The sequence below is a fragment of the Marinobacter sp. NFXS11 genome, from assembly GCF_040148675.1.
Taxonomy (GTDB): Bacteria; Pseudomonadota; Gammaproteobacteria; order Pseudomonadales; family Oleiphilaceae; genus Marinobacter.
The window spans coordinates 195,724-220,191 of record NZ_JAGDDV010000002.1 but is presented as its reverse complement, the minus strand read 5'-3'; the positions used below and the strand labels follow the sequence as shown (position 1 = coordinate 220,191).

General features: G+C 58.0%; 20 protein-coding genes. 8 read left to right on the top strand and 12 right to left on the bottom strand.

The features are described from left to right. Window positions 1–16: 16 nt before the first annotated feature. Together J3362_RS10130 and J3362_RS10125 are read right to left on the bottom strand one after the other, a co-directional pair. Window positions 17–1,312, bottom strand: a complete 1,296-nt coding sequence (locus tag J3362_RS10130; protein ID WP_349519478.1) for a pyridoxal phosphate-dependent aminotransferase — start codon at window positions 1,310–1,312, stop codon at window positions 17–19. A 113-nt stretch (window positions 1,313–1,425) separates the two neighbouring features. After that, window positions 1,426–2,724: a substrate-binding domain-containing protein gene (locus J3362_RS10125; protein WP_349519477.1), complete on the bottom strand. Its 1,299-nt coding sequence runs from the start codon at window positions 2,722–2,724 to the stop codon at window positions 1,426–1,428. Between the two features lie 289 nt (window positions 2,725–3,013). On the opposite strand from J3362_RS10125, the gene J3362_RS10120 reads away from it, so the two are divergent. Next, on the top strand, window positions 3,014–3,613 hold the full coding sequence (locus J3362_RS10120) for a response regulator transcription factor (protein WP_349519475.1): 600 nt from the start codon (window positions 3,014–3,016) through the stop codon (window positions 3,611–3,613). Here the strand turns inward: J3362_RS10120 and J3362_RS10115 are convergent. The 5 genes from J3362_RS10115 to J3362_RS10095 all read right to left on the bottom strand — a co-directional run bounded on the left by J3362_RS10115 (window position 3,546) and on the right by J3362_RS10095 (window position 9,183). Next, window positions 3,546–4,940, bottom strand: a complete 1,395-nt coding sequence (locus tag J3362_RS10115; protein WP_349519473.1) for a sensor histidine kinase — start codon at window positions 4,938–4,940, stop codon at window positions 3,546–3,548. The genes J3362_RS10120 and J3362_RS10115 overlap by 68 nt on opposite strands. Before the next feature lie 79 nt (window positions 4,941–5,019). Continuing rightward, entirely contained in the window at window positions 5,020–6,123 is a 1,104-nt protein-coding gene (locus J3362_RS10110; protein WP_349519472.1) for a lipase secretion chaperone, read from the bottom strand. Between the two features lie 7 nt (window positions 6,124–6,130). Next, entirely contained in the window at window positions 6,131–7,057 is a 927-nt protein-coding gene (locus J3362_RS10105; protein ID WP_349519471.1) for an esterase/lipase family protein, read from the bottom strand. A 129-nt stretch (window positions 7,058–7,186) separates the two neighbouring features. Further along, window positions 7,187–7,501, bottom strand: coding sequence for a DUF3301 domain-containing protein (locus J3362_RS10100; protein ID WP_349519469.1), 315 nt, complete (start codon window positions 7,499–7,501; stop codon window positions 7,187–7,189). Between the two features lie 50 nt (window positions 7,502–7,551). Beyond that, the gene (locus J3362_RS10095; RefSeq protein WP_349519467.1) at window positions 7,552–9,183 is read right to left on the bottom strand and encodes a methyl-accepting chemotaxis protein; all 1,632 of its coding nucleotides are present in this window, start codon (window positions 9,181–9,183) and stop codon (window positions 7,552–7,554) included. 238 nt (window positions 9,184–9,421) lie between these two features. Between J3362_RS10095 and J3362_RS10090 the strand changes: the two genes are divergently transcribed. Then, on the top strand, window positions 9,422–11,110 hold the full coding sequence (locus J3362_RS10090; RefSeq protein ID WP_349519466.1) for a putative bifunctional diguanylate cyclase/phosphodiesterase: 1,689 nt from the start codon (window positions 9,422–9,424) through the stop codon (window positions 11,108–11,110). A gap of 89 nt (window positions 11,111–11,199) precedes the next feature. Then, window positions 11,200–12,165, top strand: coding sequence for an AraC family transcriptional regulator (locus tag J3362_RS10085; protein WP_349519464.1), 966 nt, complete (start codon window positions 11,200–11,202; stop codon window positions 12,163–12,165). A gap of 64 nt (window positions 12,166–12,229) precedes the next feature. Here the strand turns inward: J3362_RS10085 and J3362_RS10080 are convergent, their stop codons facing one another. Both J3362_RS10080 and J3362_RS10075 read right to left on the bottom strand, forming a co-directional pair. Next, window positions 12,230–15,319, bottom strand: a complete 3,090-nt coding sequence (locus J3362_RS10080) for an efflux RND transporter permease subunit (RefSeq protein ID WP_349519463.1) — start codon at window positions 15,317–15,319, stop codon at window positions 12,230–12,232. Beyond that, window positions 15,319–16,419: an efflux RND transporter periplasmic adaptor subunit gene (locus J3362_RS10075; protein ID WP_349519461.1), complete on the bottom strand. Its 1,101-nt coding sequence runs from the start codon at window positions 16,417–16,419 to the stop codon at window positions 15,319–15,321. Before J3362_RS10075 ends, J3362_RS10080 begins: the two co-directional genes overlap by 1 nt. A 225-nt stretch (window positions 16,420–16,644) precedes the next feature. On the opposite strand from J3362_RS10075, the gene J3362_RS10070 reads away from it, so the two are divergent. Then, complete coding sequence (locus tag J3362_RS10070) at window positions 16,645–17,151, top strand: J domain-containing protein (RefSeq protein WP_349519459.1); 507 nt, start codon at window positions 16,645–16,647, stop codon at window positions 17,149–17,151. 2 nt (window positions 17,152–17,153) lie between these two features. Here J3362_RS10070 and J3362_RS10065 read toward each other — a convergent pair whose 3' ends face one another. Continuing rightward, window positions 17,154–17,942 carry a secretin N-terminal domain-containing protein gene (locus J3362_RS10065; RefSeq protein ID WP_349519458.1) on the bottom strand — a complete coding sequence of 263 codons (789 nt, stop codon included), beginning with the start codon at window positions 17,940–17,942 and terminating at the stop codon, window positions 17,154–17,156. Between the two features lie 360 nt (window positions 17,943–18,302). Between J3362_RS10065 and J3362_RS10060 the strand changes: the two genes are divergently transcribed. Beyond that, window positions 18,303–19,355 (top strand): 3-deoxy-7-phosphoheptulonate synthase, encoded by a 1,053-nt coding sequence (locus J3362_RS10060; RefSeq protein ID WP_349519456.1) that lies wholly within the window; start codon window positions 18,303–18,305, stop codon window positions 19,353–19,355. Here the strand turns inward: J3362_RS10060 and J3362_RS10055 are convergent. Continuing rightward, window positions 19,300–19,971, bottom strand: a complete 672-nt coding sequence (locus tag J3362_RS10055) for a LysE family translocator (protein WP_349519455.1) — start codon at window positions 19,969–19,971, stop codon at window positions 19,300–19,302. The genes J3362_RS10060 and J3362_RS10055 overlap by 56 nt on opposite strands. 175 nt (window positions 19,972–20,146) lie before the next feature. Between J3362_RS10055 and J3362_RS10050 the strand changes: the two genes are divergently transcribed. Next, a complete protein-coding gene (locus tag J3362_RS10050) occupies window positions 20,147–21,589 on the top strand; it encodes a dihydrolipoyl dehydrogenase (protein ID WP_349519453.1) in 1,443 nt (480 codons plus the stop codon). An 18-nt stretch (window positions 21,590–21,607) separates the two neighbouring features. On the opposite strand, the gene J3362_RS10045 is transcribed toward J3362_RS10050, so the two are convergent. Further along, window positions 21,608–21,883, bottom strand: coding sequence for a DUF2061 domain-containing protein (locus J3362_RS10045; RefSeq protein ID WP_349519451.1), 276 nt, complete (start codon window positions 21,881–21,883; stop codon window positions 21,608–21,610). A gap of 229 nt (window positions 21,884–22,112) precedes the next feature. Between J3362_RS10045 and J3362_RS10040 the strand changes: the two genes are divergently transcribed. Further along, window positions 22,113–22,586, top strand: coding sequence for a Dps family protein (locus J3362_RS10040; RefSeq protein WP_349519449.1), 474 nt, complete (start codon window positions 22,113–22,115; stop codon window positions 22,584–22,586). A 161-nt stretch (window positions 22,587–22,747) separates the two neighbouring features. Then, the gene (locus J3362_RS10035; RefSeq protein ID WP_349519447.1) at window positions 22,748–24,418 is read left to right on the top strand and encodes a choice-of-anchor I family protein; all 1,671 of its coding nucleotides are present in this window, start codon (window positions 22,748–22,750) and stop codon (window positions 24,416–24,418) included. Window positions 24,419–24,468 lie beyond the last annotated feature (50 nt).

Genomic DNA, 24,468 nt, shown 5'->3' with positions numbered 1-24,468 from the left:
GTCTAACACGGCAGAATCAGAGGCTGGTCAGCCACTGCTCCATCTTGTCCATAGCCTTGACCAGTCGTGGGCATGCCTGTTGGACGAAGTCGTCGCCCAGTTCCTGTTCGGCATAGTCGCCGCCGGCGAGCGCCAGGGATTCGGCACCGTCGAAGTCAACGAAGGCCAGGCGCGCCGCCAGATGATCCGGCACGAAGCCAAAATCGCTGGCCGGCAGGATGGCCACGCCGGTGTTTTCCAGCAGGGCCTGGCAGAAGGCCTGGCTGGTCTTGATGTCTTTACTGGCCAGTTGTTCCCGGAAACCGGAGAAGTCCGGGAACAGGTAGAACGCACCTTCCGGTTTCTGGACCACGGCGCCCATGTCGCTCAGTCGACGATGCATGTACTCGCCAACAACCTTCAGCACCCGACGGGACTGTTTGAGGTATTCGTCGATGTCGTCGCCGCCATTGAACGCGGCAATGGCCGCGTGCTGGATGGGTGCGCTCGTCGCCGTGTACGTTTCACTGGCGATGATGGCCATGGCGTCCTGCAGCGGCCTCAGTTCCCGGGGGAAAATGAATGTGCCAAGACGCCAGCCGCCGGCACCCGCCCACTTGCTCAGGCCAGTACTGATGATGGTGCCTTCCGGGTAATAGCGGGCAATGGATTTGTGTTTGCCCTCGAAATGTACCTCGCCGTAAATCTCGTCCGACAGCAGGATCAGCCGGTATTTGCGGGCGACATTGGCGATGGCCAGCAGCTGGTCGTCGGTGTAGGTGCACCCGGTAGGGTTGGACGGATAGTTCAGGATCAGTATCCGGGGCCGCGAGGGATCATCCCGACAGATGATATCCAGCTCTTCGGCGGTAAGCTGCCAGTTGTTCTCGGCATGGGTCGGCAGCCAGTGGACAGAACGGCCGATAATTCGGGCTTGCGGGGCGTAGGAAACCCAGCTTGGGCGCGGAATCAGCAGATCCCCATAGTAGGCCAGTTGAAGCATGAACAGCAGCTCTTTGGAGCCCGGGCCGATCAGGACGTCCTCCCAGGTACAACGCATTCGCTCGCTGCGATTGATGTAGCCGGCAATCGCTTCGCGCAGGCCTTTGAGACCTTTTACTGGCAAATAGTCCTTTTCGTGGGCGTGCTCCTTGAGCGCGTCCACCACGCGATCGGGAACCGGGAAAGGGGATTGCCCCAGCCCGAGTTTGATAATGTCCTTGCCCTCGGATTTGAGCTGATTGCTCAGCTCGTTGATTCGAAGGGTGGCCGAGGGCTGAATGCCTCGGACGTTCAGGTTGATCGCGTAACGGTGGTCGTTTTGGATGTCCATTGTCCCTGTCTGTTGGTTGAAAATGACCCCGTCAGTATAGGAAACCCAAACATATCTGTGATGTCGTGGCGGATAGGTGATTGCCGCAGTTTTTCCTCAGACTTTGGTCTCGGCTAGCGGGATTTGATCCAGACTTCCACGCGACCATTGCGCGGGCTTCCGCTTCCACCTACCGGCATGTACTGGCCGTAGCCGGTGTAGGCCACGTCCGGTACCCCTACCTCCTGCAGAGCCTTGCGGACCGACAGGGCCCGAAGCTCGGAAATCATCTGGGCACGTAGTTCATGGCTCTGGGTGTCGGCGAACCCGATCAGTAACAGGTCGTCGGCGGAGCGCTCGTTTTGGGCCAGGTACTGCTGCAGACGCTGCAGGTCCCGGCGGGCCTTGTTATCGAGCTTGGTCCGGCCTTCGGAGAAACGGAAATTGACCGTCAGGCGATGGTAGTTGCCGGTCAGACGGCGAAAACTCTCGGGCGTCGATTCGTCGAATTCCGGCTTGACCGCGATGGGATTCTGGGAGATGAATCCGGACTCGGCAACCAGTGCCTGGCCTTGCTGGCCGAGGGCAAAGCCAATCAGACCTGCGGAAAGTGGCGGGACGTCACTCCCGGGCGTGTACATGAACAGGCGTCGTGATAGCGGATAATCCTCACTGGCAACGGTGAGCTGGTTGGGGTGAAGCGCCGGGGCATTGCCTTCCGAGATCGCCAGGAGTTTGCTCTTACGCACTGAGGCGAGGCCGGAGAAACCAATACCCGAAGGATCCCTGCTTACGTCATCCGACAGCTGGTCGTTGGATTCGTAGCGCCTGGCGTTGCTGTCCAGTTCGAACTGTTTTCCAAGAACCAGGGATTTGAAGGTGTCCCAGGTTCCGGAACGGTCATCCCGGGCGTAGAGATGAATCGGGCGGTCCGGGCCGCCCAGCTCAGACCAGTTCCGGATCTGCCCGGAGAATACGCGGCCCAGGGTTTCGATGCTCATTTTGCTTACGGGGTTGGACGGGTGCACCAGAATGGCCAGGCCATCAATGGCAATAACGTGCTCGCTCTCGGGCGCAGTGAGATCCGCCCGGGCGCGAAATTGCTCTGCTTCCTGCGGTTTTACCGGGCGGGAAGAGGCCCAGATGTCGGCCTTGCCTGCGGCCATCGCCTTGAAGCCGGTGCTTGATCCGTGCGCCGCGACCAGCACCTCGGCCGCCCGATTGTTCACAGGCGCTCGCAGGATCTTTTCGTTTTCCACGCCCGTACCCCTGGCTGCAACCTGTCCGCCGCCATGCTCTTCCAGATAGCCGGTAACCAGCATTGGCGCCAGGGTCGCGCCGACGGTATTGGAACCGTGAATTTCCAGATCATAGGCCTGGGCCTGAAAGGCCATAAGAGCGGGCAGTAGCAGTCCCGGGAGTGTTGCAGTCATCCGTGTGAATCGCGGCATCTTTCGAAAAACCCTTACCAGACAGTTGGTTGAGAAGCTGGAAGGATGCTTCAGAAATATGACATTTGTGTTTCATTGCCTACACATTGGGACGCAAGGCCGTAGGTCCCTGTAAAAAAATGTTAAGCAGTGCGCGGAGCGCAGCGTTTGGCTGGCCTATAGTGACGCATCCGCCGTAACAAAAATAAACACAGCGGGCAGAGGCACATCCATGGATGCCATATCATCGAAAGCCGGGCAAGCCCCTGCTGCGGGCGCACGACCAGTTCCTATGAAGAAGGTGTTGCTGGTCGATGACCATGCTCTTTTTTCCCAGGGGTTGGCGGGCCTGATCCGTCAGGAAGGCTTGGCCGAATCCGTTGTGATCGCCAGCACCGTTGAGGGCGCCTCGGATTTGTTGGTCCGTCAGGACGATTTTCAGCTGATCCTGCTCGATATCGCTTTGCAGGGCGAAACAGGGTTGGCGTTGTTACCCAGGCTGGCAAGCCACAGGGAGCCACCTCCGGTGGTGATCATTTCCAGCAGTGAAGACGAATCCACGGTAAGAGCTGCGCAGGCAGCCGGTGCCAGTGGCTTTCTGGCGAAATCTGCCGGGCGGTCGGCGCTGGTGAGCATGGTCCGCTCTGTAAGCCGCGGTGAGAGGTATTTCCCCGGCGGTGTCGATCCTGTGGCACCGGGTCTGTCATTGACCCCGAGGCAAATGGACGTGCTCCTGTTGTTGGCCCAGGGCTTTCCCAATAAACGGATTTGCCAGAGCCTGAATTTGACGGAGCACACGGTGAAAACCCATCTCAAGGCGATTTTTACCCAGCTTGGTGTTCACAACCGGACAGAATGCGTGAATCTGGCCCGGGCTCGTGGGTGGTTGTAACGGCCGCGGGAAGCCGGACCCAGAACACAGCTCCCCCGCCAGACTTCGACTCGGCGCCGCACTCTCCCCGCATCAGCGCAACAAATTCCTGAACAATGGTCAGGCCAAGTCCCAGACCCGGATACTCACTGGGGCCTGCGCCTCTCACGTAGGGTGAGAACAGGTTATCCACCAGCCCCGATGGCAGGCCGATGCCGTTATCCGCGACTTCCAGCAACACCTGTGAGCCCATGGCTTTTGCTGACAGGGTAACGGCCGTGCCGCCGCTGTGTTGCACCGCATTGAATATCAGGTTCTGGAGGATCCGCGACAACAGTGATGGATCCGCCATAACCTGAAGATCACTACCCGGGTGGTCAATCCGAACCTCTATCTTGTTATTGCCAACCGAGTCCGCCAGCAAATCGTTGAGATCCCGGAATACCGGTGCCAGTGCGGTGGGTCGGATAACGGCTTGCACCATGCCCTCGTTGAGCCGTGCGCTGTCGAATACGGTGCCCAGCAGGCGCCGGAGATGACGAATCATGTCCCGCAACTGTTGGGTGGCCGGGTGCGCTGCGGGGCCGTGTTTGCTTGGTGACAGGCTTTCCAGCGTTATGTCGATCACGTTCAGAGGCTGGCGCAGGTCATGGCTGGCTGCGGTGATCAGCTCCGTTTTTCGCCGGCTCTCGTCGCGGGCCGCCTGATGCATGTGATCCAGCAGCTTACGGTCCAGAAAGTGCGCTCGGTGGCGGTATTCACTGGTCCACGCGCCAACCATGCCGATAAGGTTGGCCGTGGTCAGGAAAAACAGGTTAGTCGCGATGTCGGAGCCGGACATACCGCTCCAGAGTTCGGTCAGAAGGTAGCCGACGATCAGAACAAGCGAGACCATGGACGCGCTGAAGAACGGCAGCCCCATGGCAAAGTATCCGAACATGAGCATCAGGATCATGCCCTCGTAGGGCAGCGGAAAGGCAACCTGTCGCGCGGCGGCTATGATTGCGACCACGCTCAGGCCACCTACGAGGTAGGCCAGGGTATAGATGCGCTCGAAGAGCCTGTCCGAGGGAGACGCGCGGTAGGCGAGCCAGACAACTGAGGCAATCACCGGGCAGGTGACGGCGAGCCGGATGGAGACCGTGACCTGAGCCAGGTCAGGCGGCAGGGTCAGTGTATCCATAACCGCGTAGATCAAAAAAAGGAACAGGCCGGCCACTGAAACGGGCCGGGCTCGTTGTCGGATCAGTGCGGACCGGGTTCGCCGGTAAGCCTCCTCCAGATCGGGCGCAAAGCGCAGGTTCCGAAATCCGGCGGCCTGTTGTTGTCTGATCTGCTCGGTTGTCATGGCCGTTTCCAGTGTCGGGCAGGTTTCTGGATTGTATCCGCCCCGGCCGACTGGCTTCGCGAACCCGAGCACATTCCGGTCAGCCGTTACCGAGCATCTTCAGCCGTGCCCAGGTTCTGTCCTGCTCATCAGGGAAATGCTGTTCCAGCAGAGCTTCCTGCTGTTCTTGTATGTCGGCTTCGGCCAGACCCGAGGATTCCTCCCGTTCCATCGCGTCCCGGAACGCATCGAAGCGCTGGTCGAAGCGCTTACGCTGCTTGAGATACTTTACGACGCTCTCGACACCGTCCGGATCCACGCCAAGCTCTTCCAGTTGCCTGCCGGCGGCTTCCGGAGACGAGGCAGATTCAATGGCGGCTGTCCGGGCCTGTTGTTGTCGGCTGCTCGCATGAAGGTGTTGCTCAGTTGTCCTCAATTCCTCGGGCAACTGATTGCGGTGCCACTGTACGAGTGCCTGTTTGCCCTGTTCGCTCAGGTCTGTGCGCTGCTGAATGGCGAGTGTCGCCAGTGTGTATTCGCTGTAAGCCTCCTCAAGCCCGAAGAAAGCCCGGTGGGCATCGGGGCTGAAGGTGCTGGCGCGCAGTTGTTTCAGCTGTGCCAGGGCATCACCCAGCGCCGTCAGCTGATAGCCCGGATCCTCTGTTCGGGCTGGGTCGAGTCGGGTTTGCAGGACCTGCAGTGACGCCTGTTTATAGGCGAGATACTCATCGAGGAGCGCCAGCGCCTGGGTGGAAGCGGGCTCAGGCAAGTGGTTCCTGGCCATGCTTTCGATCTGTTGAATGGCTGTTTCCGGAGTCACCTCGCCGACCGTGCTGAGGAAGTAATCGAAAAAGTCACGCACCCGCAGATTGATAACCAGCTCGCCGTTGTCATCGGCTGTCAGGGCGCCGTCAATTTGTGTCCCTGATAGCGACGCCGCAAACGGGGTCGGCCCGAGGGAATCAGGAGTTCGGGATTGCTCCTGTCCAGAAGAAGGCTCTTCCGGGACCGCTTTGGCGCTGTGTTCGGATGCTGGCGTTGGCGACTTCGCCGGGGCCGCGGATGATGGTGGTATTGAAGCCGAAATTTCGGCGTTTGTCTGGGCTGTTCCGGCAAGGCCATACCAGAGAGCACCGGCGACCAGGACGGCCGCCAGTGCACCCGGGAACAGCCACCGACGGGCTTCGATGGATGTCCGCTTCATGGTCACCTCACAGACCGCGGTTTTTAAGCCGGTTGGCCTGGGTGCGGTAAAGGGTGACAGGGTTAGTCCACAGAGAACGGGCTCCGAGAAGGTGGTTGATGGCGTCCACGTGGTTCATGTCATAGTGGGTGCCGATCACCCGGCCCATCATGGTTGAGCAGACGCCTACCAGCCCGTCGTTGGGCTCGCTGCCAAAGGCCAGTGAAGTGATACCCAGGAACGGGTCGGTAATGTCGAGCGCATTGGTCCACACGCCCCGGCCAGTCCAGGAGAAGAACTTGATGCGGTTGCCGTCTATCCAGACATCCTCGCTGGTTCCGGCGCAACTATTCCGGTTCACGCCTTTCCAGCCAAGGGCATCGTTCAAGCTGGTTGTGCCAGGCGTGGTGAGGGTCTCCAGCGCTGCCAGCCCGTTCTGCGGGTTGTCTGCCCCGGACAACGCATTGATCAGATCACCCAGGGCGTTGGCGATGGCGTTGGCGCCGCCTTCGACATAGCTACCTGGCGGAAGGATTCCCCGGACCACATCGGCCACTTTGGAGCCCTTGTTAACGCCGTCGATGGAGGTGATTGAGGCAATACGATGAGGAATCAGGGCTGCAGTCACCCGGGAGGTAGGCGCGCCCTGGCTGTGGGCCATCAGGTTGACTTTGGAATGGCCGAGGCTGTTGACGTAGTTCGCCAATTGCTGGCCCCGCTGCTCACTGCTGTTGACGAAGGAAACGCTGGCGGAATAGACCTGTGCGCCACTGCGCTCAAGATTCCAGGGGATGGTATGGAAGTAGTTCACCAGGCCGCCAATGGTGTTGAACCCGGTGACACCGTGAACCAGCACAATCGGATGACGGGTCTGGGTATAACCGGCGTGAGTAAAGAACGAGGCGGACAGCAAGGCCAGCCCCAGCACAACTGCTGTGGTAAATCGAATACGCATGTTTGACTCCTGTTGTTTTTGTTGACGGCTGCATCAGGCAGCCGACGGTCGTCGATGCGTTGTCGATTATTGGTGTGTGATGAGCGATCAGGAATCGCCCAAATGGGTGAGGACAGGAAGGCTGCGTATTCAGGAAAACCGGTGGGGTTCCAGCTCCATATGCTGGATGCGCTGGCCCAGCATGATGATACGGCCGGTGTAGCGCTCTTCACCGGTAGACGTGAAATCGAACAGGAACCGGCGCCATACACGGACCCGGCCCTGATCGTCGCGTTTGAACCAGAGACCACGGAGGAATACGGCATCATCCAGCAGCATCACGTCCATGCTTTTGCAGTAGCGGCGCGCGGCCTGAAGCACGAAATCCTTGATGGCTTTGGCGCGCCACCAGTACCAGACAGCAAATCCGGCCACGAACAGCCAGAACAGGGTTCCAAGAGTCACGGTTGCAGCGATCTTCCAAGATTGGTCAAAAGGTTGATCGCCAGCCTACCTTATTGCGTTGGCTCGGGGAATCGTTGCCGGTTCTTGGGCGCTGGTGCCGGCAACAGTCGGTCACACAGCATCTGCAGGAAATGACTGGTCAGCAACTGGGCCTGATCCACGTTATTGCCAAGGTGTTCCGACTCTTCCCGGGCGTTTTCGCTGCTCTCGACCGAGCGGTTGCCAAGCTCCAGAAGCCGTGCTGCCTGACGTTCCACCTGAACGCTCAGTGCGGCCTGTTCTTCCGTCGCGCCGGCCACCTCATGGGTACAGGACGTGATGAGATCCACATCCCTGAGGGTCGCTTCCAGCGTTTCGCTGGCCTCATTGGCGATGCCTGCCGTTTGCTGACAGCAGTGGGTGCCGTTGTTGATCACCTCGACCACCTCACGGGTTTCGCTTTGCAGGGCAGCAATCATCTCATCGATCTTGCGGGTGGATTCGTGGGTTCGCTGGGCAAGCCCCCGAACCTCATCGGCAACCACGGCGAAGCCGCGACCTGATTCGCCGGCTCGCGCCGCTTCGATGGCGGCATTGAGAGCCAGCAGATTGGTTTGCTCGGCGATGTCGGAGATCACATCCAGAACCATGCCGATGGCATCGCTTTTTTCGGACAGCGCCTGCATGCGGTCATTGGCCACAGAGAGCTGCCCGCCGAGCTCGGACAGCGACTGATTCATGGACGTCATCTGCCCGCGACACTGGTTGGCTGACTGGCGCGCGTCGTCTGTTGCGTCATGGGTCCGTGCGGTCAGTTCGCTGACCCGCCGCACGCTTTCCGCCAGCTCCTCAAAGGCACGTGTTATGTCCTGGATATCGCCCTGCTGGCTGCGGATGCTGGCCACAGAGTTGGCGACCCACTCGACGGTCCGCTGTTTCCGGCCGTGGAGCTTGCCAACATTGGCGTGCATGCGGGCGGAAACGGCCCGAAGAACGGCATCCCGTTTCTGGCGATCAAATTCGATCCAGGCACCTTCATCCCGGCGGCCGGTATAGATCCAGGGCATAGCTGGGTGGGTCTCGGTACAAGCCGATCTGGCGCTGCGCATCACAGGAAGGGTAAGCCAGACCGGTACCGCGAATACCGCCAGCAGCAGCCCTTGCAATATCACTAGATGGGACAGGGCGAGCTCTGACAGGCCGGACCAGAGTAGGGCGACTGCCAGCAGTCCATACAGGCAGCCCAGTTTCAAAGCCAGGGGCGGACTGACTGCAAGGTATCTGCGGGGGACGTTGCCTTTTTTCCAGGCCGAATAGAGTTTCTCCGCCCGGGCAACCTGATCTGGTCGGGGGCGTGTGCGAACAGACTGGAACTCAACAATCTCGCCGTCTTTGCGAATTGGCGTAACAAAAGCGTCCACCCAGTAATGGTCGCCGTTCTTGCAGCGGTTCTTCACCATACCCCGCCAGGATTCGCCGGATTTAATGGTTTGCCAGAGATTTTCGAATGCCCCCGGCGGCATGTCCGGATGCCGTATCAGGTTGTGGGGCTGGCCGACCAGTTCGTCAATTGTATAGCCAGCGACTTCGGCAAACTCTTCGTTTGCGGCGGTGATCTTGCCGCGAAGGTCGGTGGTGGTGATCAGGTGGTAGTGGTCCGGGTAAACCTGTTCTTTCTGAGTGACCGGTTCGTTGACTCGCATGGCGTTTCCTTGCACGGGTCAGTGTTTTTCTCGTTGTTGGCCTACTATCAACCCGTTCTTTCGTCTTGAATATCCGGTTATTGCAATAGATGAAAATGTGTTCATCTATTTGCGGTTTCTCCTGGTGGTTTCTCGTCTTTTGCAATATGTGGCTAGGTTGGCGACAGATACTGCTTATGCTAGTGGGTGGAACTGATCGGACACGATTCAGGGGCTGCTAAAAAGGAGTGAGCAGTGCATGCAGGCATTACAACAACAAGATTTCAGGGCTCTCGTCGACAACCACCCAAAAGCCATCATGCTGGCAACCAGGGAGCCAAGGATTCTTTACGTGAACGAGAAATTCCGTTCAGTCACCGGGTACCGGTCGGACGAGGTGCTTGGCCAGCCCCCTTCGGTGCTCAGCTCGGGATTTCACTCCCGCGAGTTCTATCAAGCTATGTGGAGGGCCATTGGTCATAAGGGGCGCTGGGAGGGGCTGGTCTGGAATCGGCGCAAGAACGGCGAGACCTATCCGCAGTGGTTGACGATCTATCCGGTTGAGCACGAAAGCCATCGGTTTTACGCCGGCGTTTTCATGGATGTCGGTGATATGACGGCTGACGATGAGCGCCTCGCGTCGCTGGCCTATTACGACCCGCTGACCGAGCTGCCTAACCGCGCGCTGTTTCAGGAATTCCTGAAGGCGCGAGTCTCACAGAGGGCACAGGACGGTCAGGCGTTCGCGGTGCTTTATATCGACCTGGATTTCTTCAAGTCCGTTAACGATTTGCATGGACACGATTGTGGTGACCGGGTTTTGCAGCAGGCAGCTCTGTGTATCCAGAGTGTGCTTCGCCGCGGGGACGTTGTGGCCCGCCTGTCGGGTGACGAATTCGCCGCTATTATCGAACTTCGGAATGATGATGACCTCGAGGGCGTGTGTCAGCGGATGGTTCAGAGCTTCAGGGCGCCGGTGATTGTCGATCATCGTGAGTATTTTTTGTCGTCATCTGTGGGCGCCGCCGTATATCCGGACCATGGCAGTCAGGCATCCGAGCTGCTGCAGAACGCGGATCGGGCCATGTACGCAGCAAAGCTTGCGGGACGGGCCTGTTTCCGGATTTACGATGCGATCGACACCGAACAGGGTCGGCATGCCGAGCTGCTATCAGAGGCGTTAATCGTTTCACTGAAAACGGCGCCCGAGGAGTTCACGGTTGTTTATCAGCCACAGTACCATCTCGATACCGGCAAGATGGCGGGGCTGGAGGCACTTCTGCGTTGGACCCATCCTGAATTCGGTGCCGTGTCACCCGCCGATTTTGTGCCGATCGCCGAACAACGAGGTCATATCCACGAGCTAACGGAGCATTTGGTCCGTTGCATTGAATCGGATCTCTCTGGATTCCCTACCTCATTTCTCCGTGGCCTGCGGCTTGCTCTCAATATTTCGGCCCGGCAGATCACGGACTCCCGTCTTGAAGCCCTTTTAAATCCCCTGTTCGCAAGAATTCGAACGGTTGGCTGGTCACCCGAAATCGAGATCACCGAAACCCATTTGATGAACTTGTCCCACAAATGCCTGGATAAGCTACGTGAATTTGGTGCACAAGGAGTAGTTGTCGCAATTGATGACTTCGGGACCGGTTATTCCTCTCTGGCCTATCTGCACGCGCTGCCGGTTCAGGTGCTGAAAATCGATCGACAATTCATTCATCGGCTTGGGAGCGAATCCCGGGATTCACGTATCGTCTCGGCCATTTTGGCGATTGCAGATGCGCTGGATTTGGAAGTGGTTGCGGAAGGTATAGAAAGCAGCGAGCAGCACAGCAAACTGCGTGAGTTGAAATGTCACCGTGGCCAGGGGTACCTGTTGGCTCGACCGGCTCCCTGGGACACATGGAATGATGATCTGATTGATCAATATCAAGATAGCAGAAAATAACCTTGTAATACTTAAGGTCTTGCAAAATTTGGCTAGTGGAATGGCGCGGCCTCCGATAGAAGTAAACTAGGCTTTCCACGCAGGAATTTATGGGACCTATATCTCGAAAGTCGGCTCTGGACGCATACCTGAGACTGAACAATGCTTCGTTGGATGAATGGCTCGCCGCTTTGCGCGAGTTGTCTGGCTGCGATGACATACTTTGCCGGCTCCACTCGGGCAGCGGACGGGTCGGTGCCATATCCGTGCTTGAAAGTGAGCTTGGGCATGTGATCTCGCTGAGAGCCGGCAAAGGCATGGACGTTTCGGGCTGCCGTACCTCGAATCCGGTACTCCTGTTTCCGGGGGGTGGCATGCCCGAAATATCCATTCGAGGTAGAGGCTGGGGCAGCCTGGATCAGCTGTTCCTTGCCCGTCCCGAGGATAGGTTTGAACTCCGTTTGGCCCCCAAGACTGAAGTTATAATCTTGAAGCCAAGCAATGGTGCTCTGGATGATTCGCTTCTGCGATCGTCCACCGCCTGGCTATCCGTTCTGGAAGTCATGATCAACTGTTACCTCGACCGGTTGCACTTTGTCCGCGATGATGTCCAAGCGAAACGATTAACAAATCGTCTTTTCGATACAATGAAAACGCCCTGGGCACCCGGGAAGGCAGCTGTGTGTTCGGAACGCACCCTTGACCGTCGTTTGCAGCGGGTGGTCGAAAAAATCATGCAGGATCCTGCCTGGGAGTTCGACCTCAAGGAACTGGCAAGTTACGCCGGTGTTAGCGAGCGGAATCTCTACTACCTGATGAAGCGGGAAACGGGTATTACGCCTTATCGGTTCTATCAGAGGGCTCGTTTGACCCGGGTTCGGGAGCGGTTGGTTGACTGTCAGTGTGAGGTGCCACACATCTCCTGGTACGCCGCGGATGAGGGGTTTTCCCACCTTGGCCGATTTGCCGCCATGTACCGTGAGCATTTTGGGGAGCTGCCCAGCGAAACCGTCCAATGGCGCCGTAACCTGCTGCGACACAGCGTTGCGTCCACTGAGGAACTTGTAGAGACGTGAATGTCTCTGGTAATAAAAAGCCCGGCGCACGTTGCCGTGGCCGGGCCTTATACCTCTCCCCGCTTCAGTGAGACGGGGCCGCCTTTGCTTCGGGTTCTGAGCCCGGGTCCTCTTTCTCTCCTCCGTAGCCGTGATGGTCACGACCCAACAGGATGTAGAACGCCGGCAAGACAAAGATGGTAAACAGGGTGCCGATACCAAGACCTGCGCTGATGGTCAGGCCGATGGCAAAGCGGCTTTCTGCACCCGGGCCGATGGCAATCAGCAGAGGCACCATGGCAAAGATCAGCGCCAGTGATGTCATGATGATTGGTCGCAGGCGAATGGCCGCTGCCTCGATGACCGCATCCACCTTGTTAAGCCCACGTTCCTTCTGCAACTGGTTGGCAAACTCGACAATCAGGATACCGTTCTTGGACACCACCCCGATCAGCGTGATCAGACCCACCTGGGTATAGATGTTCATGGTGGCAAACCCGAGCACGATGAACGCCATTGCCCCGGCCACAGACATGGGCACCGACACCAGGATGATGAACGGGTCCCGCCAGCTTTCGAACTGCGCTGCCAGAACCAGGTAGATCACCAGCAGCGAGAGGAAGAAGGTCACCATCAATGCGCTGCCCTGGGTGGCCAACTGTCTTGTCTGGCCGGTGTAATCATAGGTATAACCCTGCGGGAACACCTCGGCCGCGGTCTGCTCCATGAAATCCATGGCAGTGCCAGCGGCCACCCCGGGCATAACCACACCCTGAAGGGTCAGAGAGTTCTGCTGGTTAAACTGGGTCCGGTTGGACGGTTCAACATCCTGGGTGAAGCTGACGACGCTGCCCAGCGGCACCAGTTCGCCGTTGTCTGCCCGAATGTAGTACTCATTGAGCGCCTGGGCATCCAGCCGGAACTGCTGATCCACCTGCGGAATAACCTGGTAGGAACGGCCCTCCATGCTGAACCGGTTGATGTAGCCACCTCCGAGCATGCTCGAGAGGCTCTGGCCGACATCCTGCATCGACAGGCCCAGATCCGCGACACGATCCCGATCAACGTTGATGCGCGTGATGGGACGATCAAAGTTGATGGATTTCTGCAGGAACATGAAGTTTCCGCTGCCCATGGCTTTGCCCAGCAGTTCATCCGCTACCTGGTCCAGCTGTTCATAGCTGTTGCCGGTAGTAATCACGAACTGGAATGGCAGGCCACCGCCGGAGCCGGGCAGGGACGGTCGCGGGAACACCGCGGTTTGCAGGCCGGTTACATTTTTGAGCTCGGCGTCCAGCTTCGGCTGGACTTCAAACTGACTGATCTCCCGCTCACTCCAGGGCGCCAGCTTGAAGCCACCGAATACCGCATTGGGGCCGGTAATACCGATGATCATGAAATCCTCGTTGTAGCCCGGGACCGTAGACATCCGCTCCTGGATTTCATCACCGTGCTCCAGCAGGTAGTCCAGGGTCGAGGTCTGGGGGCCAAGTCCCTGATAGAACAGAATGCCCTGGTCTTCCGTGGGAGCCAGTTCGTTCTGACTCATGGAGACCATGAAGTAAATGGAGCCCAACACCACCACGGCGAAGAAAACCACCACCGATTTGGTCTGCATCAGTGAGCTCAGGGCAGACTTGTAGCTCGCCGCCAGGCCGTTGAAAGTTTTCTCAACCAACTGCTCAAATCTACCGGGGTTGCCATGAGGCTTCAGTACCTTGCCCGAAAGCATGGGGGAGAGCGTCAGGGCAACAATGCCGGAAATCACCACCGTGCCCGCAAGCGTGAACGCAAACTCGGTGAAGAGCGAGCCAACCAGCCCGCCCATGAACCCAATAGGCGCGTATACCGCCACCAGCGTTGTGGTCATGGCGATGATAGGCACCGCCATTTCCCGGGCGCCATTGATTGCAGCCTCAAAGCGGGACTCGCCCTCTTCGATGTGTCGGTGCACGTTTTCCACCATGATGATGGCGTCATCTACCACGAGGCCGATTGCCAGCACCATGGAGAGCAGTGTCAGCAGGTTCAGTGAGAAACCGAACATCAGCATGACAAAAGCGCCACCGATCAAGGACAGAGGCACCGCAACGGACGGCACAATGGAGGCGCGCACGGAGCCGAGGCAGAGGAACACCACCACCAGTACAATGACCATGGCTTCCAGCAGCGTCTGGATTACCTCGTTAATGGAATCTTCAATAAAGTCAGACGCATCGTACGCCAGGCGCACATCGAGTCCGGAGGGCAGCTGGCTTTCGATATCCGGCAGCTCGTCTTTCACGAGGCCGGCGACGGTCAGCGGGTTGGCCCCGGGAGCCAGTTCAATGGCCACGTAAGTGGCAGGCTGTCCCTTGTAAAGGGCCAGTTGATCGTAGGTCTCCGAGCCGAGTTCTACCCGGGCGATGTCCTGTAGGCGGATCTGGGTGCCGTCGGACTGTTTGACCACCAGGTTGCGGAACGCATCCGGGTCGGCGACGTCGGTGTCGCTGGTCATGCTGATTTCAGTGTAGGTGCCTTTGGTGTTGCCCACTGCAGCCTGATAGTTGTTGGCGCGGAGCTTGGCGACCACTTCCTGGGGTGTCATGTCCACGGCGGCCAGTCGTTCTGGATCCAGCCATACCCGCAGGGCGAATTTCCGGCCCAGCAGTTCCGCCTTGCCGACACCTGAAAGCGCCTGCAGTCGGGGCTGGACAACGCGGGTCAGGTAGTCGGTGATCTCGGGCACCGCCAGCTCGTTACTGTAGAAGGCGATGTACATCAGGGCGGTTGAGTCACCGGTGGTGGAGGTGATTACCGGGTCCTGGGCCTCCGCCGGCAGTACGTTGCGCTGGCTCGCCACCTTCGCCTGGATTTCGGCAAGGGCTGCGTTGGCGTCATAGTTCAGCACCATCTTGGCTTCGATGGTGGAAGTGCCCTGCGAGCTTGTGGATGTGAGATAGTCAATGCCGCTCGCTTCGGCAATTGCCTGCTGCAGCGGCGTGGTAATGAAGCCTTTGATCAGATCGGAGCTGGCACCGGGATAGGCCGTTGTCACGGTCACCGTGGTGCTTTCAAGCTCGGGGTACTGCCGGATTTCCATTTCCATGGCCGCGCGGGCGCCCAGGAGCAGGATCAGCAGGCTGACCACTGTCGCCAGTACGGGACGGTGGATAAAAATGTCGGTGAAGCGCATTACTCAGACGCCCCCTGCTTCTGCTCTTCGTCCTGAATGGCAACTTTCTGACCAGCGCGCAGGCGCAGCAACCCCTTCTCTACAACGGTTTCACCGGCTTCCAGCCCGGACAAAACGGCTACGCGGGTGTTGCGGGTTTCGCCGGTGGTTACCGTGCGACGATTGACCACCAGATTCCCCTCGTCATTTTCTTCAACGACAAACACAAAGTCGCCGTAAGTGTTGTAGGAGATGGCGGTGCGCGGCACCGTGACTACTTCGTTGTCTTCCGGTTGCTGCGTCAACACGGTGGCAAACATGCCAGGGCGCAGGAGGTTGTCAGGGTTAGACAGCGTGGCACGGACTCGGACAGTCCGGGTCTCCGGGTTAACCGAGGTGTTGATTGCGCTGACAGAACCTTCGAAATCCTGCTCCGGAACAGCTGCAACGGTGGCGACCACCGGGTAGCCTGTTGCTACGTTCGGCAGGTTTTTCTCGGACAGGGTATAGTCGACATAAATCGGATCCAGCATGTTGATCTCGACAATTGGGGTGCCGGTGGCAATGTATTCGCCCTGGTCGACCATCCGGATACCGAGCGTACCATCGAAGGGCGCGCGGATGATTTTCTTGCTCAACTGGGCCTCGGCTTCGTTCACGCGTGCACGGGCGGCGTCGAAATTGGCCTTGGCTTCATCGTATTGGGACTGCGACACTGCGCGCTTGGGCAACAGGTCGGATACCCGTTTGAATTCCTGCTCGGCCAGTTGCGCTTCGGCACGGCGTGTGCGAAGGGCAGCCTCATCAATGGCGGCGTCAATGCGAATCAATACGTCGCCCTGTTTGACCACGTCGCCGGATTCAAAATTGATGGCCTCAATCACGCCAGGTACCTCATTGGCCACCTGGATACCGTTAATGGCTTCGACACTGCCCACAGCCTTGATGGCCGGTGTCCAGGCTTCGGTCTGAGCCTCAACGGCGGAAATCTGCGCCGGCGGTTGGGGCTGGGACATCTGCTCTTGCATCTGGCCAAACTGGTAGAATTTGTAGCCGAAGATGCCTCCGAGCACTACGCCGAGAAATATAATGACGATCAGAAAGCGGGAAGCAGTGCGCATGATTCGGGTCCTGAGGATCTGTGTCAGATTTTGGGAAGCATAGCATCCTACAAAACAGGGTCGCTAATGTCACCGGGTTGTAAGTATTTCTATCTAGACTCCGGGCTTGCCGGATTTGATAAACATCAAGGCTGTTTCGTGGCGGTCGGCTTTCCGCGCAGGGCACTGGTAATGTAACAGGTGTCAGTGACAGAATTACGACGGTATTCAGGGTGAGGATCAACAATGCAGTGGATTCTGGGAATCGCGTTGGCAGCCGCCGTGTTTGTGATTCTGAAACAATGGGGTGCGTTGTCCGCCGAAAAGAAGAAGGCGGCCACCTGGAAAGTTATCCTGGTCGTGGGCGGCGCACTGCTGGTGTTTATGGTGCTCACGGGCCGGATCCATGTGCTTACAGCGGCGGTGGCGGCCCTTATTCCGCTGTTGCGCAAACTCCCCGCCTTGTTGAAGTTTGCCCCTGAAATCAACCGGTTCATGGGGTCGAAACAGCGGGAAGACGGGCATGCGCAGGGGAACGATCACGCTGGTCCGGGCGCTGATCTGGTCGGCCAGATGTCCGAGCGCGAAGCCTGCGATATCCTCGGCGTGAAAGCCGGCTGTGCCGAGGAGGACATCGTGATGGCCCACCGCCGGCTCATGCAGAAACTGCACCCGGATCGCGGCGGGAACGACTACCTGGCGGCCAAGCTGAACGAAGCCAAGCAGGTCCTGCTGGGCAAGCGCCACGCCTGATATCAGGGCAGAACGTCGACCCGCACTTCAAAACTCCGGTTCTCGGACCGACTGCTGTTCACCTGATAGGTAATGCCACTGCGCTCCTGATTTGATCGGGTTGCGGTGCTTCCCAGTGTTACCCACTGTCCCGGCTCCACACGCCGGATGGTGACCACCGCCTCCGTTTCGTAGCCGTCCAGGTTTGCCGGTTCTTCCTCGAACGAAACAATGCTCAGTTCGACCGCCTGATCAGAAATAACCTGGGGGCTGACCAGAAAGCCACTGCGCGTTTCGACCTGCTGTAGAAAGGCAGCAGGATTTCGGCCACCACGAACAGCGACGGGGATTGTCCGGACCTGGCCAGAGGTGATGTGCGCCGACTGGCCATCCTGCATGATCACGGATCGTTCCTGAGCACTGCCGGTACTGGTGACGCGACGCTCTGCGGATATTCCTGCCTGACCGTTGGACGCGGAGATACCGGCACCTGAGCGCTTGCCGCCGCTGTCGGTTCTGGAGCGAACGGTGATCCGAACCTGGACTGGCGCTACATCCAGCGTTTCGACAAGCCGTCCGATTTCCTCCAGCAAGGGCGGTTCGCCGCGCACCACCAGTTGTTGCCCCCTTGAAGTCACGGTTACCGGCGAGCCCTGATAGAGTTCGCGGATCTGCACCGCCACATCGTCGCCCGGCCTGTTGTTGAGCTGGTAGGTGCGGGACTCGGCCTGGGCCAGAACCTGGCTGGAGATAAGCCCGAGCAAGAACGCCAGGGCCAGCTGCAGAGGGTATCGTCGGACGAAATAGACCATTGATTGCTCCCAACCCTGATGTCGGTGGTGAAAAAACTCCGGCACGCGGGTTGCCAAGGTGAAAACCGGGGGTATATATTGAAAAGCATGAAGACGACACACGCGACCTGTCAATTGAATGTTTTGCAAGCTTTCGGCGCCAAGCCGGCGGCTGCAGTCGCTGCTGTGTTTTTCTGGTGGTTTGGTTATGGCTTTTATTTTAGCCAGAGCCGGGGCCGCCCATAGGATCTTCATCGAACGAATAACGAGGAAGGCAGCCCGGCAGAAAACCCAGGCTGCCACCGGACTCAAAAAGCCCCGACTGGTAGCCCACCAGCCGGGGCTTTTTTGATTCTGACGCAGGGAAACGGAAGCACTGACATGAATATGTCCTTGAACACTGAACTGACACACCAGGTCGTCGGATCACCGGCCACCCACCGGGAAGAAGTGGTTCTGCCAACGCCGGCGGAGCTCAAACTTCAGATGCCGGCCAGCGACGACATTGTCCGGCAAGTCGATAAACACCGGCAGGCAATCCGGCAGATTCTGCAGGGCAGCGACACGAGAACGCTGATCGTCATGGGGCCCTGCTCCATCCACGATGAGGTGGCCGCTCTGGAATACGGGGAAAAGCTGAAAGCGCTGGCGGATGAAGTCAGTGACCGCTTCCTTATCGTTATGCGGGCCTACCTGGAAAAGCCGCGGACCACGGTGGGCTGGAAGGGGCTGTTGTACGACCCCGAGCGCACGGGTGCAGGCGATCTGCATGAGGGGCTGCGTCGCTCCCGCCGCCTGCTCCTGAATCTGGCTGCGATGGGGCTGCCACTGGCCACCGAAGCCCTGAGCCCGTTCGCCATGGATTATCTCGGGGATCTGGTGAGCTGGACAGCTATTGGTGCCCGAACTACCGAGTCGCAGGTGCATCGGGAGATGGTCAGTGGGCTACCCATGCCGACCGGCTTCAAGAACGGCACCGATGGTGGTATCGCCGTAGCCACCAATGCCATGAAGTCGGCCTCCCATCCCCATCATCATCTTGGGGTTTCGGCAGCAGGCGCGCCGGTCATGATTACCACCCGGGGGAATCCTGACACCCATCTGGTGTTGCGCGGTGGCCGCGGTATCACCAATTACGATGCGGCCAGCATTGAGCAGGCCGTGAGCACCCTGGCAGAGGCAGGATTGTCCACAGCCGTCATGGTGGACTGCAGTCACGACAACGCCTGCAAGCAGGCAGAGCGACAACTGGATATTGCCCGGGACGTTATGGCGCAGCGCCGCGTCGGTAACCACCATATCCGGGGTCTGATGCTGGAAAGCTTCCTGGAGCCGGGGCGTCAGGACGATGGCGAAGATCTGCGCTACGGCTGTTCGATCACCGATCCGTGTCTGGGATGGGCGCAGACGGAGGCTCTGATCCGCTCACTGTAGACAGCAGTAGCTGTCCGGCCAGCAACAGGAGAACGCCGCCCATCAGCCTGTCCAGCCAGTGCCCGAACCGGTTAAACCCGCGGCGGACGCGGGGCAGGGTAAAGAAAACGGCAACCATGGCGAACCAGAGTGCCGTGGCCAGGGCCATGTAAATGCCATAGCCGGCCTGGATCACAATGGGTGTGCCTGGGCTGATCACAACAGAGAAAAGGGATACAAAGAACAGCGTTGCCTTGGGGTTCAGGGCATTGGTCAGAAAACCCAATCGCAGGGCTGCGATACCGGACTGTCCACCCGTCGGATGCTGTTCCACATGAATGCCCCCGGCCCTTGCCCGCAGGCACTGGACAGCAATCCAGGCAAGGTAAAGTGCCCCCAGCACCTTGAGAACGTTGAAGAGCATGATCGATTGCTGGATCAGCAGGCCAATGCCCAGCAGGGAATAACAGACATGCACAAGAATGCCCCCGCCGATACCAATGGCGCTCAGCAGCGCGTTTCGCCGGGTCTGGCACAGAGCCTGTCTGAGTATCACGGCAAAGTCCGGCCCGGGACTGGCCACTGCCAGCAGGTGGACAAAGGCTACCGTCAGAAATTCCGGCCAGTAACTCTGCATCTTCCCAATTCCTCCGTTGAGACGTCCGTTGCCTGAAAAGTCTGACAGCATAGGCGGAATCGGTGCGTTTTTCATCGTGTGGGTGAAACTTGTCACGGCTTCTATACTGGAGGGCATAGCCGTCCCAATCTTCCCTGTTCCCCGATTCCGGGAATGCCCGTCAGGAGACCCTTGTATGGAAAAGCGAACCGTAGACGTTGCCATAATCGGAGCTGGAACCTCTGGCATGGTGGCTTACCAGCGAGTACGCAAAGTAACCGACAAGGTTGTGCTGATCGAAGGCGGTCAATATGGAACCACCTGCGCCAGAGTCGGGTGTATGCCGAGCAAGTTGTTGATCGCGGCCGCTGACAATGCTCATCAGATGCAGCTTGGTGAGCTTTTCGGCGTGTCTGCCGGGGATATCAGGATCGACGGAAAGCGGGTGATGGAAAGGGTGCGAAGCGAACGGGACCGCTTTGTTGCTTCGGTGATCGATTCGGTAGATAAGTTTCCGGATACGCACCGCCTTGAAGGCCATGCACGGTTTGCCGGCCCGAATCGCCTGGTCGTCGACGGCAATGTCGAGGTTGAGGCGGAACGTATCATCATCGCCACAGGCTCCCGACCCAATGTTCCCGGGTTCCTGAAAGATGCCAAGGATCGGCTGGTTGTAAACGACGATATCTTCGAATGGCAGGATCTTCCCGATTCGGTGGCAGTCTTTGGCCCGGGGGTAATTGGTCTGGAGTTGGGGCAGGCTCTGAGCAGGCTGGGCGTGCGTGTCCGGATGTTCGGGGTTGGCGGTTCGGTTGGCCCTATCCAGGATGAAACCATCCGGGACTATGCGCTGAAAACGTTTAACGAAGAATTCCCTCTGGATCCGGATTCGGATGTAAAGACGATTGAGCGTGTCGAGGAGGGTGTCGCCATTACCTTTGAGAATGGCAAAGCCGGAGCAAAGACGGAAACCTTCGATTACCTGCTGGCGGCTACCGGGCGCCGTCCAAACGTCGACGGGCTGGATATCCAGAACGCCGGAATTGAGCTAGATAAAAAGGGAGCGCCCCTGTTTGATTCCCATACCCTGCGCTGTGGCCAGAGCCACATATTTATCGCAGGCGATGCCAATAACAGTCTGCCGCTGTTGCATGAGGCAGCCGACGAGGGCCGGATCGCGGGCGATAACGCTGGGTCATACCCGGATGTGCGAACCGGGCTTCGCCGCGCGCCGTTGGCCGTGGTCTTTACCGATCCGCAGATTGCGACGGTGGGGCTGACGATTCACCAGGTTGATGAGCGCTGCCGCGGTTGTTTCGCCGTTGGAGAGGTGTCCTTCGAGGATCAGGGTCGCAGTCGGGTCATCGGTAAGAATCGAGGGCTACTCAGAGTTTATGGAGAACATGGAAGCGGCCTGTTCATGGGCGCAGAGATGTTTGGCCCGGCGGCGGAGCATATTGCCCACCTGCTCGCATGGTCTGCCCAGCGAAGGCTGACTGTCACCGAAATGCTGGAAATGCCGTTTTATCATCCGGTTGTCGAGGAAGGTCTGAGGACCGCGCTCAAAGACTTGAACCGCAACCTCAGCATCGGACCGGCTCCAGAGGAAGGTTGCACCGATTGTGGGCCGGGTGTCTGAGCCGGCCCTTGATAGGAATCAACAGATATGAGGCCTGGCCTCGCTCAGCGTTCCCTCTGGAACGCTTGTATTTCGCTGGCGCCGAGCCCAGATCTTTTCGTGGAAGAAATAGGCAACCGTGTTGACTGCCGGTTCCACCATGGCAATCAGGCTTCCGATGACCAGGTCACCAGTGAGCAGGTAAGCCACGGTAAAAGCGATGGTAAAATGGGTGAGGGCGAACGTTACCGTCTTGATAAGCGACTGGTCGCCATTCGTCCCATGGTTGTGTACGAACAGTTTCAACTCGCTCATGGTTCTCTCCGGTGTTGTTCGTTAATAAGATCATTAAACGCCGGGTGAGAATGATTGTTAAATGAATTGTATTGAGAGATCGGATAGTTTCGAGCTATCTGATTTTCGTCTTTTATAGTGTTATGCATCGATCCTATCGTCGAGATTAGCAAACTAAACTTCCTGACGTCCGGTGATCAAGAGTATCTTTGTTACTAAACCTGTTACATAACCGCGAAGGAGAAGCGTTATGGGTAAGAATTTCATTGGTCTTGATACCGAGAAGACGGCAAGTCTTGCTGACTCCCTGAATGATCTGCTGTCCAACTATCAGATCTTTTATATGAATGTTCGCGGCTACCACTGGAACATCAAAGGCGACAACTTCTTTGAGCTGCATGTAAAGTTCGAGGAGCTCTACGACGATCTGCTGCTCAAGATCGACGAGATCGCAGAGCGGGTTCTGACGCTCGGCCATCGCCCGGCTCATGCCTACAGTACTTACATAGAGCGTTCGGAAGTGCCGGAGCGAAAAGATGTTTCTGACGGCAAGGAAGCGATGGAGAACATCGTCGAGAGCTTTGCCAAGCTGATCGGCAAACAGCGGACATTGCTCAGTCTGGCCGGTGAAGCGGAAGACGAGGGCACCGTTGCCCTGATGAGCGACTATATCTCCCAGCAAGAGAAGACGGTGTGGATGTATCGCAGCTACCTCGGTCACTGAGCCGAGGGAGGTGAACGAATGGCGGCCCTGCGGGGTCGCCATTTTTTTGTCTTTTCATCAATTCGTAATCGTAATGACCCGGAACTGACGCTGAACTGTCACGCCTCTGACCTAGCGTGTGTAGGGATTTTCTACATCAAGTTATCCCAGAGGCGTAAAACATGTTCCGAAAGACCCTGCTCTCCGCAACCATACTGTCTTCCCTGTTCGGCCTGAGTGCCTGTACCGATGACGGTGACGATGGCGCTGATGGTGCCAATGGCACCAGTAAATCGCTGATTGAACTCAATGTGCTGGGCACCTATCAGGCTCCAGGAGACGTGTTTGACGTGGGGGCGGCAGAGATTGTTGCCCACGACCCGACCAACCAGCGTCTGTTTGTCGTGAATTCAGGTGCCTCCACGGTGGACGTGCTCGATATACAGGACCCATCCCAGCCGGTCCTTCTGCAGACCATTGATGCAACCGCCGAGGGCGCTTCTGCAAACAGTGTCGCTGTCTACGGTGATCTGGTTGCTGTGGCTATCGAGGCAGACGTCAAGCAGGACAATGGCAAGGTGGTTTTCTACAACACGACAGACCTCGGCAAGGTCGGAGAGGTCACGGTGGGCGCTCTGCCCGACATGGTCACCTTTACCCGGGACGGCATGAAAGTCCTGGTCGCGAACGAGGGTGAGCCCAGCGACGACTACACCAATGATCCAGTCGGCTCCGTCACCATTATTGATTTGTCGGCGGGGGTTGCCGGTGCCACAGCAACCACAGCAGGATTCGAGGACTTCAATGCCGACGAGGCAGCACTGAAAGCCAGTGGGGTGCGGGTATTTGGTCCGGGAGCGACCGTCGCCCAGGACATGGAGCCGGAGTACATTGCGGTCTCTCTGGATAACAAGACGGCCTGGGTCGCCCTGCAGGAGAACAACGCCGTTGCCGAGCTGGATATCGAAGCTGGCGTGATCAATGCGATCCTGCCGCTTGGTTTCAAGGACCACAGCATTATTGGCAACGAGCTGGACGCCAGCAACCGGGACAGCGGCATCAATATCCGTAACTGGCCGGTAAAAGGTATGTATATGCCGGATGCTATCACCAGTTACGGCTACAACGGCAAGACCTACTACATCACTGCCAACGAGGGCGATTCCCGGGATTATGATGGCTTTTCCGAGGAATACCGGCTTGGTGATCTCACCCTGGACGCAACGGCCTTTCCGACTGCCGCGGATCTGCAGTTGGATGAAAACCTTGGCCGTATCAACGTGACTTCAACCATGGGGGTCAGTAATGGATGTGACCCCAGTGACCTGGCGACAGATGCTGAAGTCGATTGCGAATATAGTGAAATCTACACCTATGGCGCGCGGTCTTTCTCCATCTGGTCTGCCGATGGCAAGCGGGTCTTCGACAGCGGCAGCGAATTCGAACGTATCACCGCCAGCCTGCTGCCTGACAATTTCAACGCCACCAACGACGAGAACAACTTCGACAATCGGTCTGACGACAAAGGGCCGGAACCAGAGGCAGTGACGGTCGGTAAGATCAACGGCCAGACTTTTGCGTTTATCGGTCTTGAGCGGATTGGTGGGGTCATGGTCTACGACGTGACCAATCCCCAGAATCCGGAATTCGTCCAGTACCTGAACAACCGGAATTTCTCGGTCTCTGATGCAGACCTTCAGGCCGGTATGGCTGGCGATCTCGGACCAGAGGGCATTGCATTCATTGGCTCAGAGGAAAGCCCCAACGGGCAGCCATTGCTTGTAGTAGGTAATGAAATCAGCGGAACAACCACACTGTACGGTATCGATGTGGTCGAGCTGACGGCAAACTGATTTCAGAGCCTGAAAAAACCGGGAGCATCGGTGCCGTCGCTCCCGGTTTT

Excerpts from the sequence above, each read along its gene's own strand:
- J3362_RS10130 (WP_349519478.1), bottom strand. The coding sequence starts at position 1,312 with ATGGACATCCAAAACGACCACCGTTACGCGATCAACCTGAACGTCCGA.
- J3362_RS10125 (WP_349519477.1), bottom strand. The coding sequence starts at position 2,724 with ATGACTGCAACACTCCCGGGACTGCTACTGCCCGCTCTTATGGCCTTT.
- J3362_RS10120 (WP_349519475.1), top strand. The coding sequence starts at position 3,014 with ATGAAGAAGGTGTTGCTGGTCGATGACCATGCTCTTTTTTCCCAGGGG.
- J3362_RS10115 (WP_349519473.1), bottom strand. The coding sequence starts at position 4,940 with ATGACAACCGAGCAGATCAGACAACAACAGGCCGCCGGATTTCGGAAC.
- J3362_RS10110 (WP_349519472.1), bottom strand. The coding sequence starts at position 6,123 with ATGAAGCGGACATCCATCGAAGCCCGTCGGTGGCTGTTCCCGGGTGCA.
- J3362_RS10105 (WP_349519471.1), bottom strand. The coding sequence starts at position 7,057 with ATGCGTATTCGATTTACCACAGCAGTTGTGCTGGGGCTGGCCTTGCTG.
- J3362_RS10095 (WP_349519467.1), bottom strand. The coding sequence starts at position 9,183 with ATGCGAGTCAACGAACCGGTCACTCAGAAAGAACAGGTTTACCCGGAC.
- J3362_RS10090 (WP_349519466.1), top strand. The coding sequence starts at position 9,422 with ATGCAGGCATTACAACAACAAGATTTCAGGGCTCTCGTCGACAACCAC.
- J3362_RS10085 (WP_349519464.1), top strand. The coding sequence starts at position 11,200 with ATGGGACCTATATCTCGAAAGTCGGCTCTGGACGCATACCTGAGACTG.
- J3362_RS10080 (WP_349519463.1), bottom strand. The coding sequence starts at position 15,319 with ATGCGCTTCACCGACATTTTTATCCACCGTCCCGTACTGGCGACAGTG.
- J3362_RS10075 (WP_349519461.1), bottom strand. The coding sequence starts at position 16,419 with ATGCGCACTGCTTCCCGCTTTCTGATCGTCATTATATTTCTCGGCGTA.
- J3362_RS10070 (WP_349519459.1), top strand. The coding sequence starts at position 16,645 with ATGCAGTGGATTCTGGGAATCGCGTTGGCAGCCGCCGTGTTTGTGATT.
- J3362_RS10065 (WP_349519458.1), bottom strand. The coding sequence starts at position 17,942 with ATGGTCTATTTCGTCCGACGATACCCTCTGCAGCTGGCCCTGGCGTTC.
- J3362_RS10060 (WP_349519456.1), top strand. The coding sequence starts at position 18,303 with ATGAATATGTCCTTGAACACTGAACTGACACACCAGGTCGTCGGATCA.
- J3362_RS10055 (WP_349519455.1), bottom strand. The coding sequence starts at position 19,971 with ATGCAGAGTTACTGGCCGGAATTTCTGACGGTAGCCTTTGTCCACCTG.
- J3362_RS10050 (WP_349519453.1), top strand. The coding sequence starts at position 20,147 with ATGGAAAAGCGAACCGTAGACGTTGCCATAATCGGAGCTGGAACCTCT.
- J3362_RS10045 (WP_349519451.1), bottom strand. The coding sequence starts at position 21,883 with ATGAGCGAGTTGAAACTGTTCGTACACAACCATGGGACGAATGGCGAC.
- J3362_RS10040 (WP_349519449.1), top strand. The coding sequence starts at position 22,113 with ATGGGTAAGAATTTCATTGGTCTTGATACCGAGAAGACGGCAAGTCTT.
- J3362_RS10035 (WP_349519447.1), top strand. The coding sequence starts at position 22,748 with ATGTTCCGAAAGACCCTGCTCTCCGCAACCATACTGTCTTCCCTGTTC.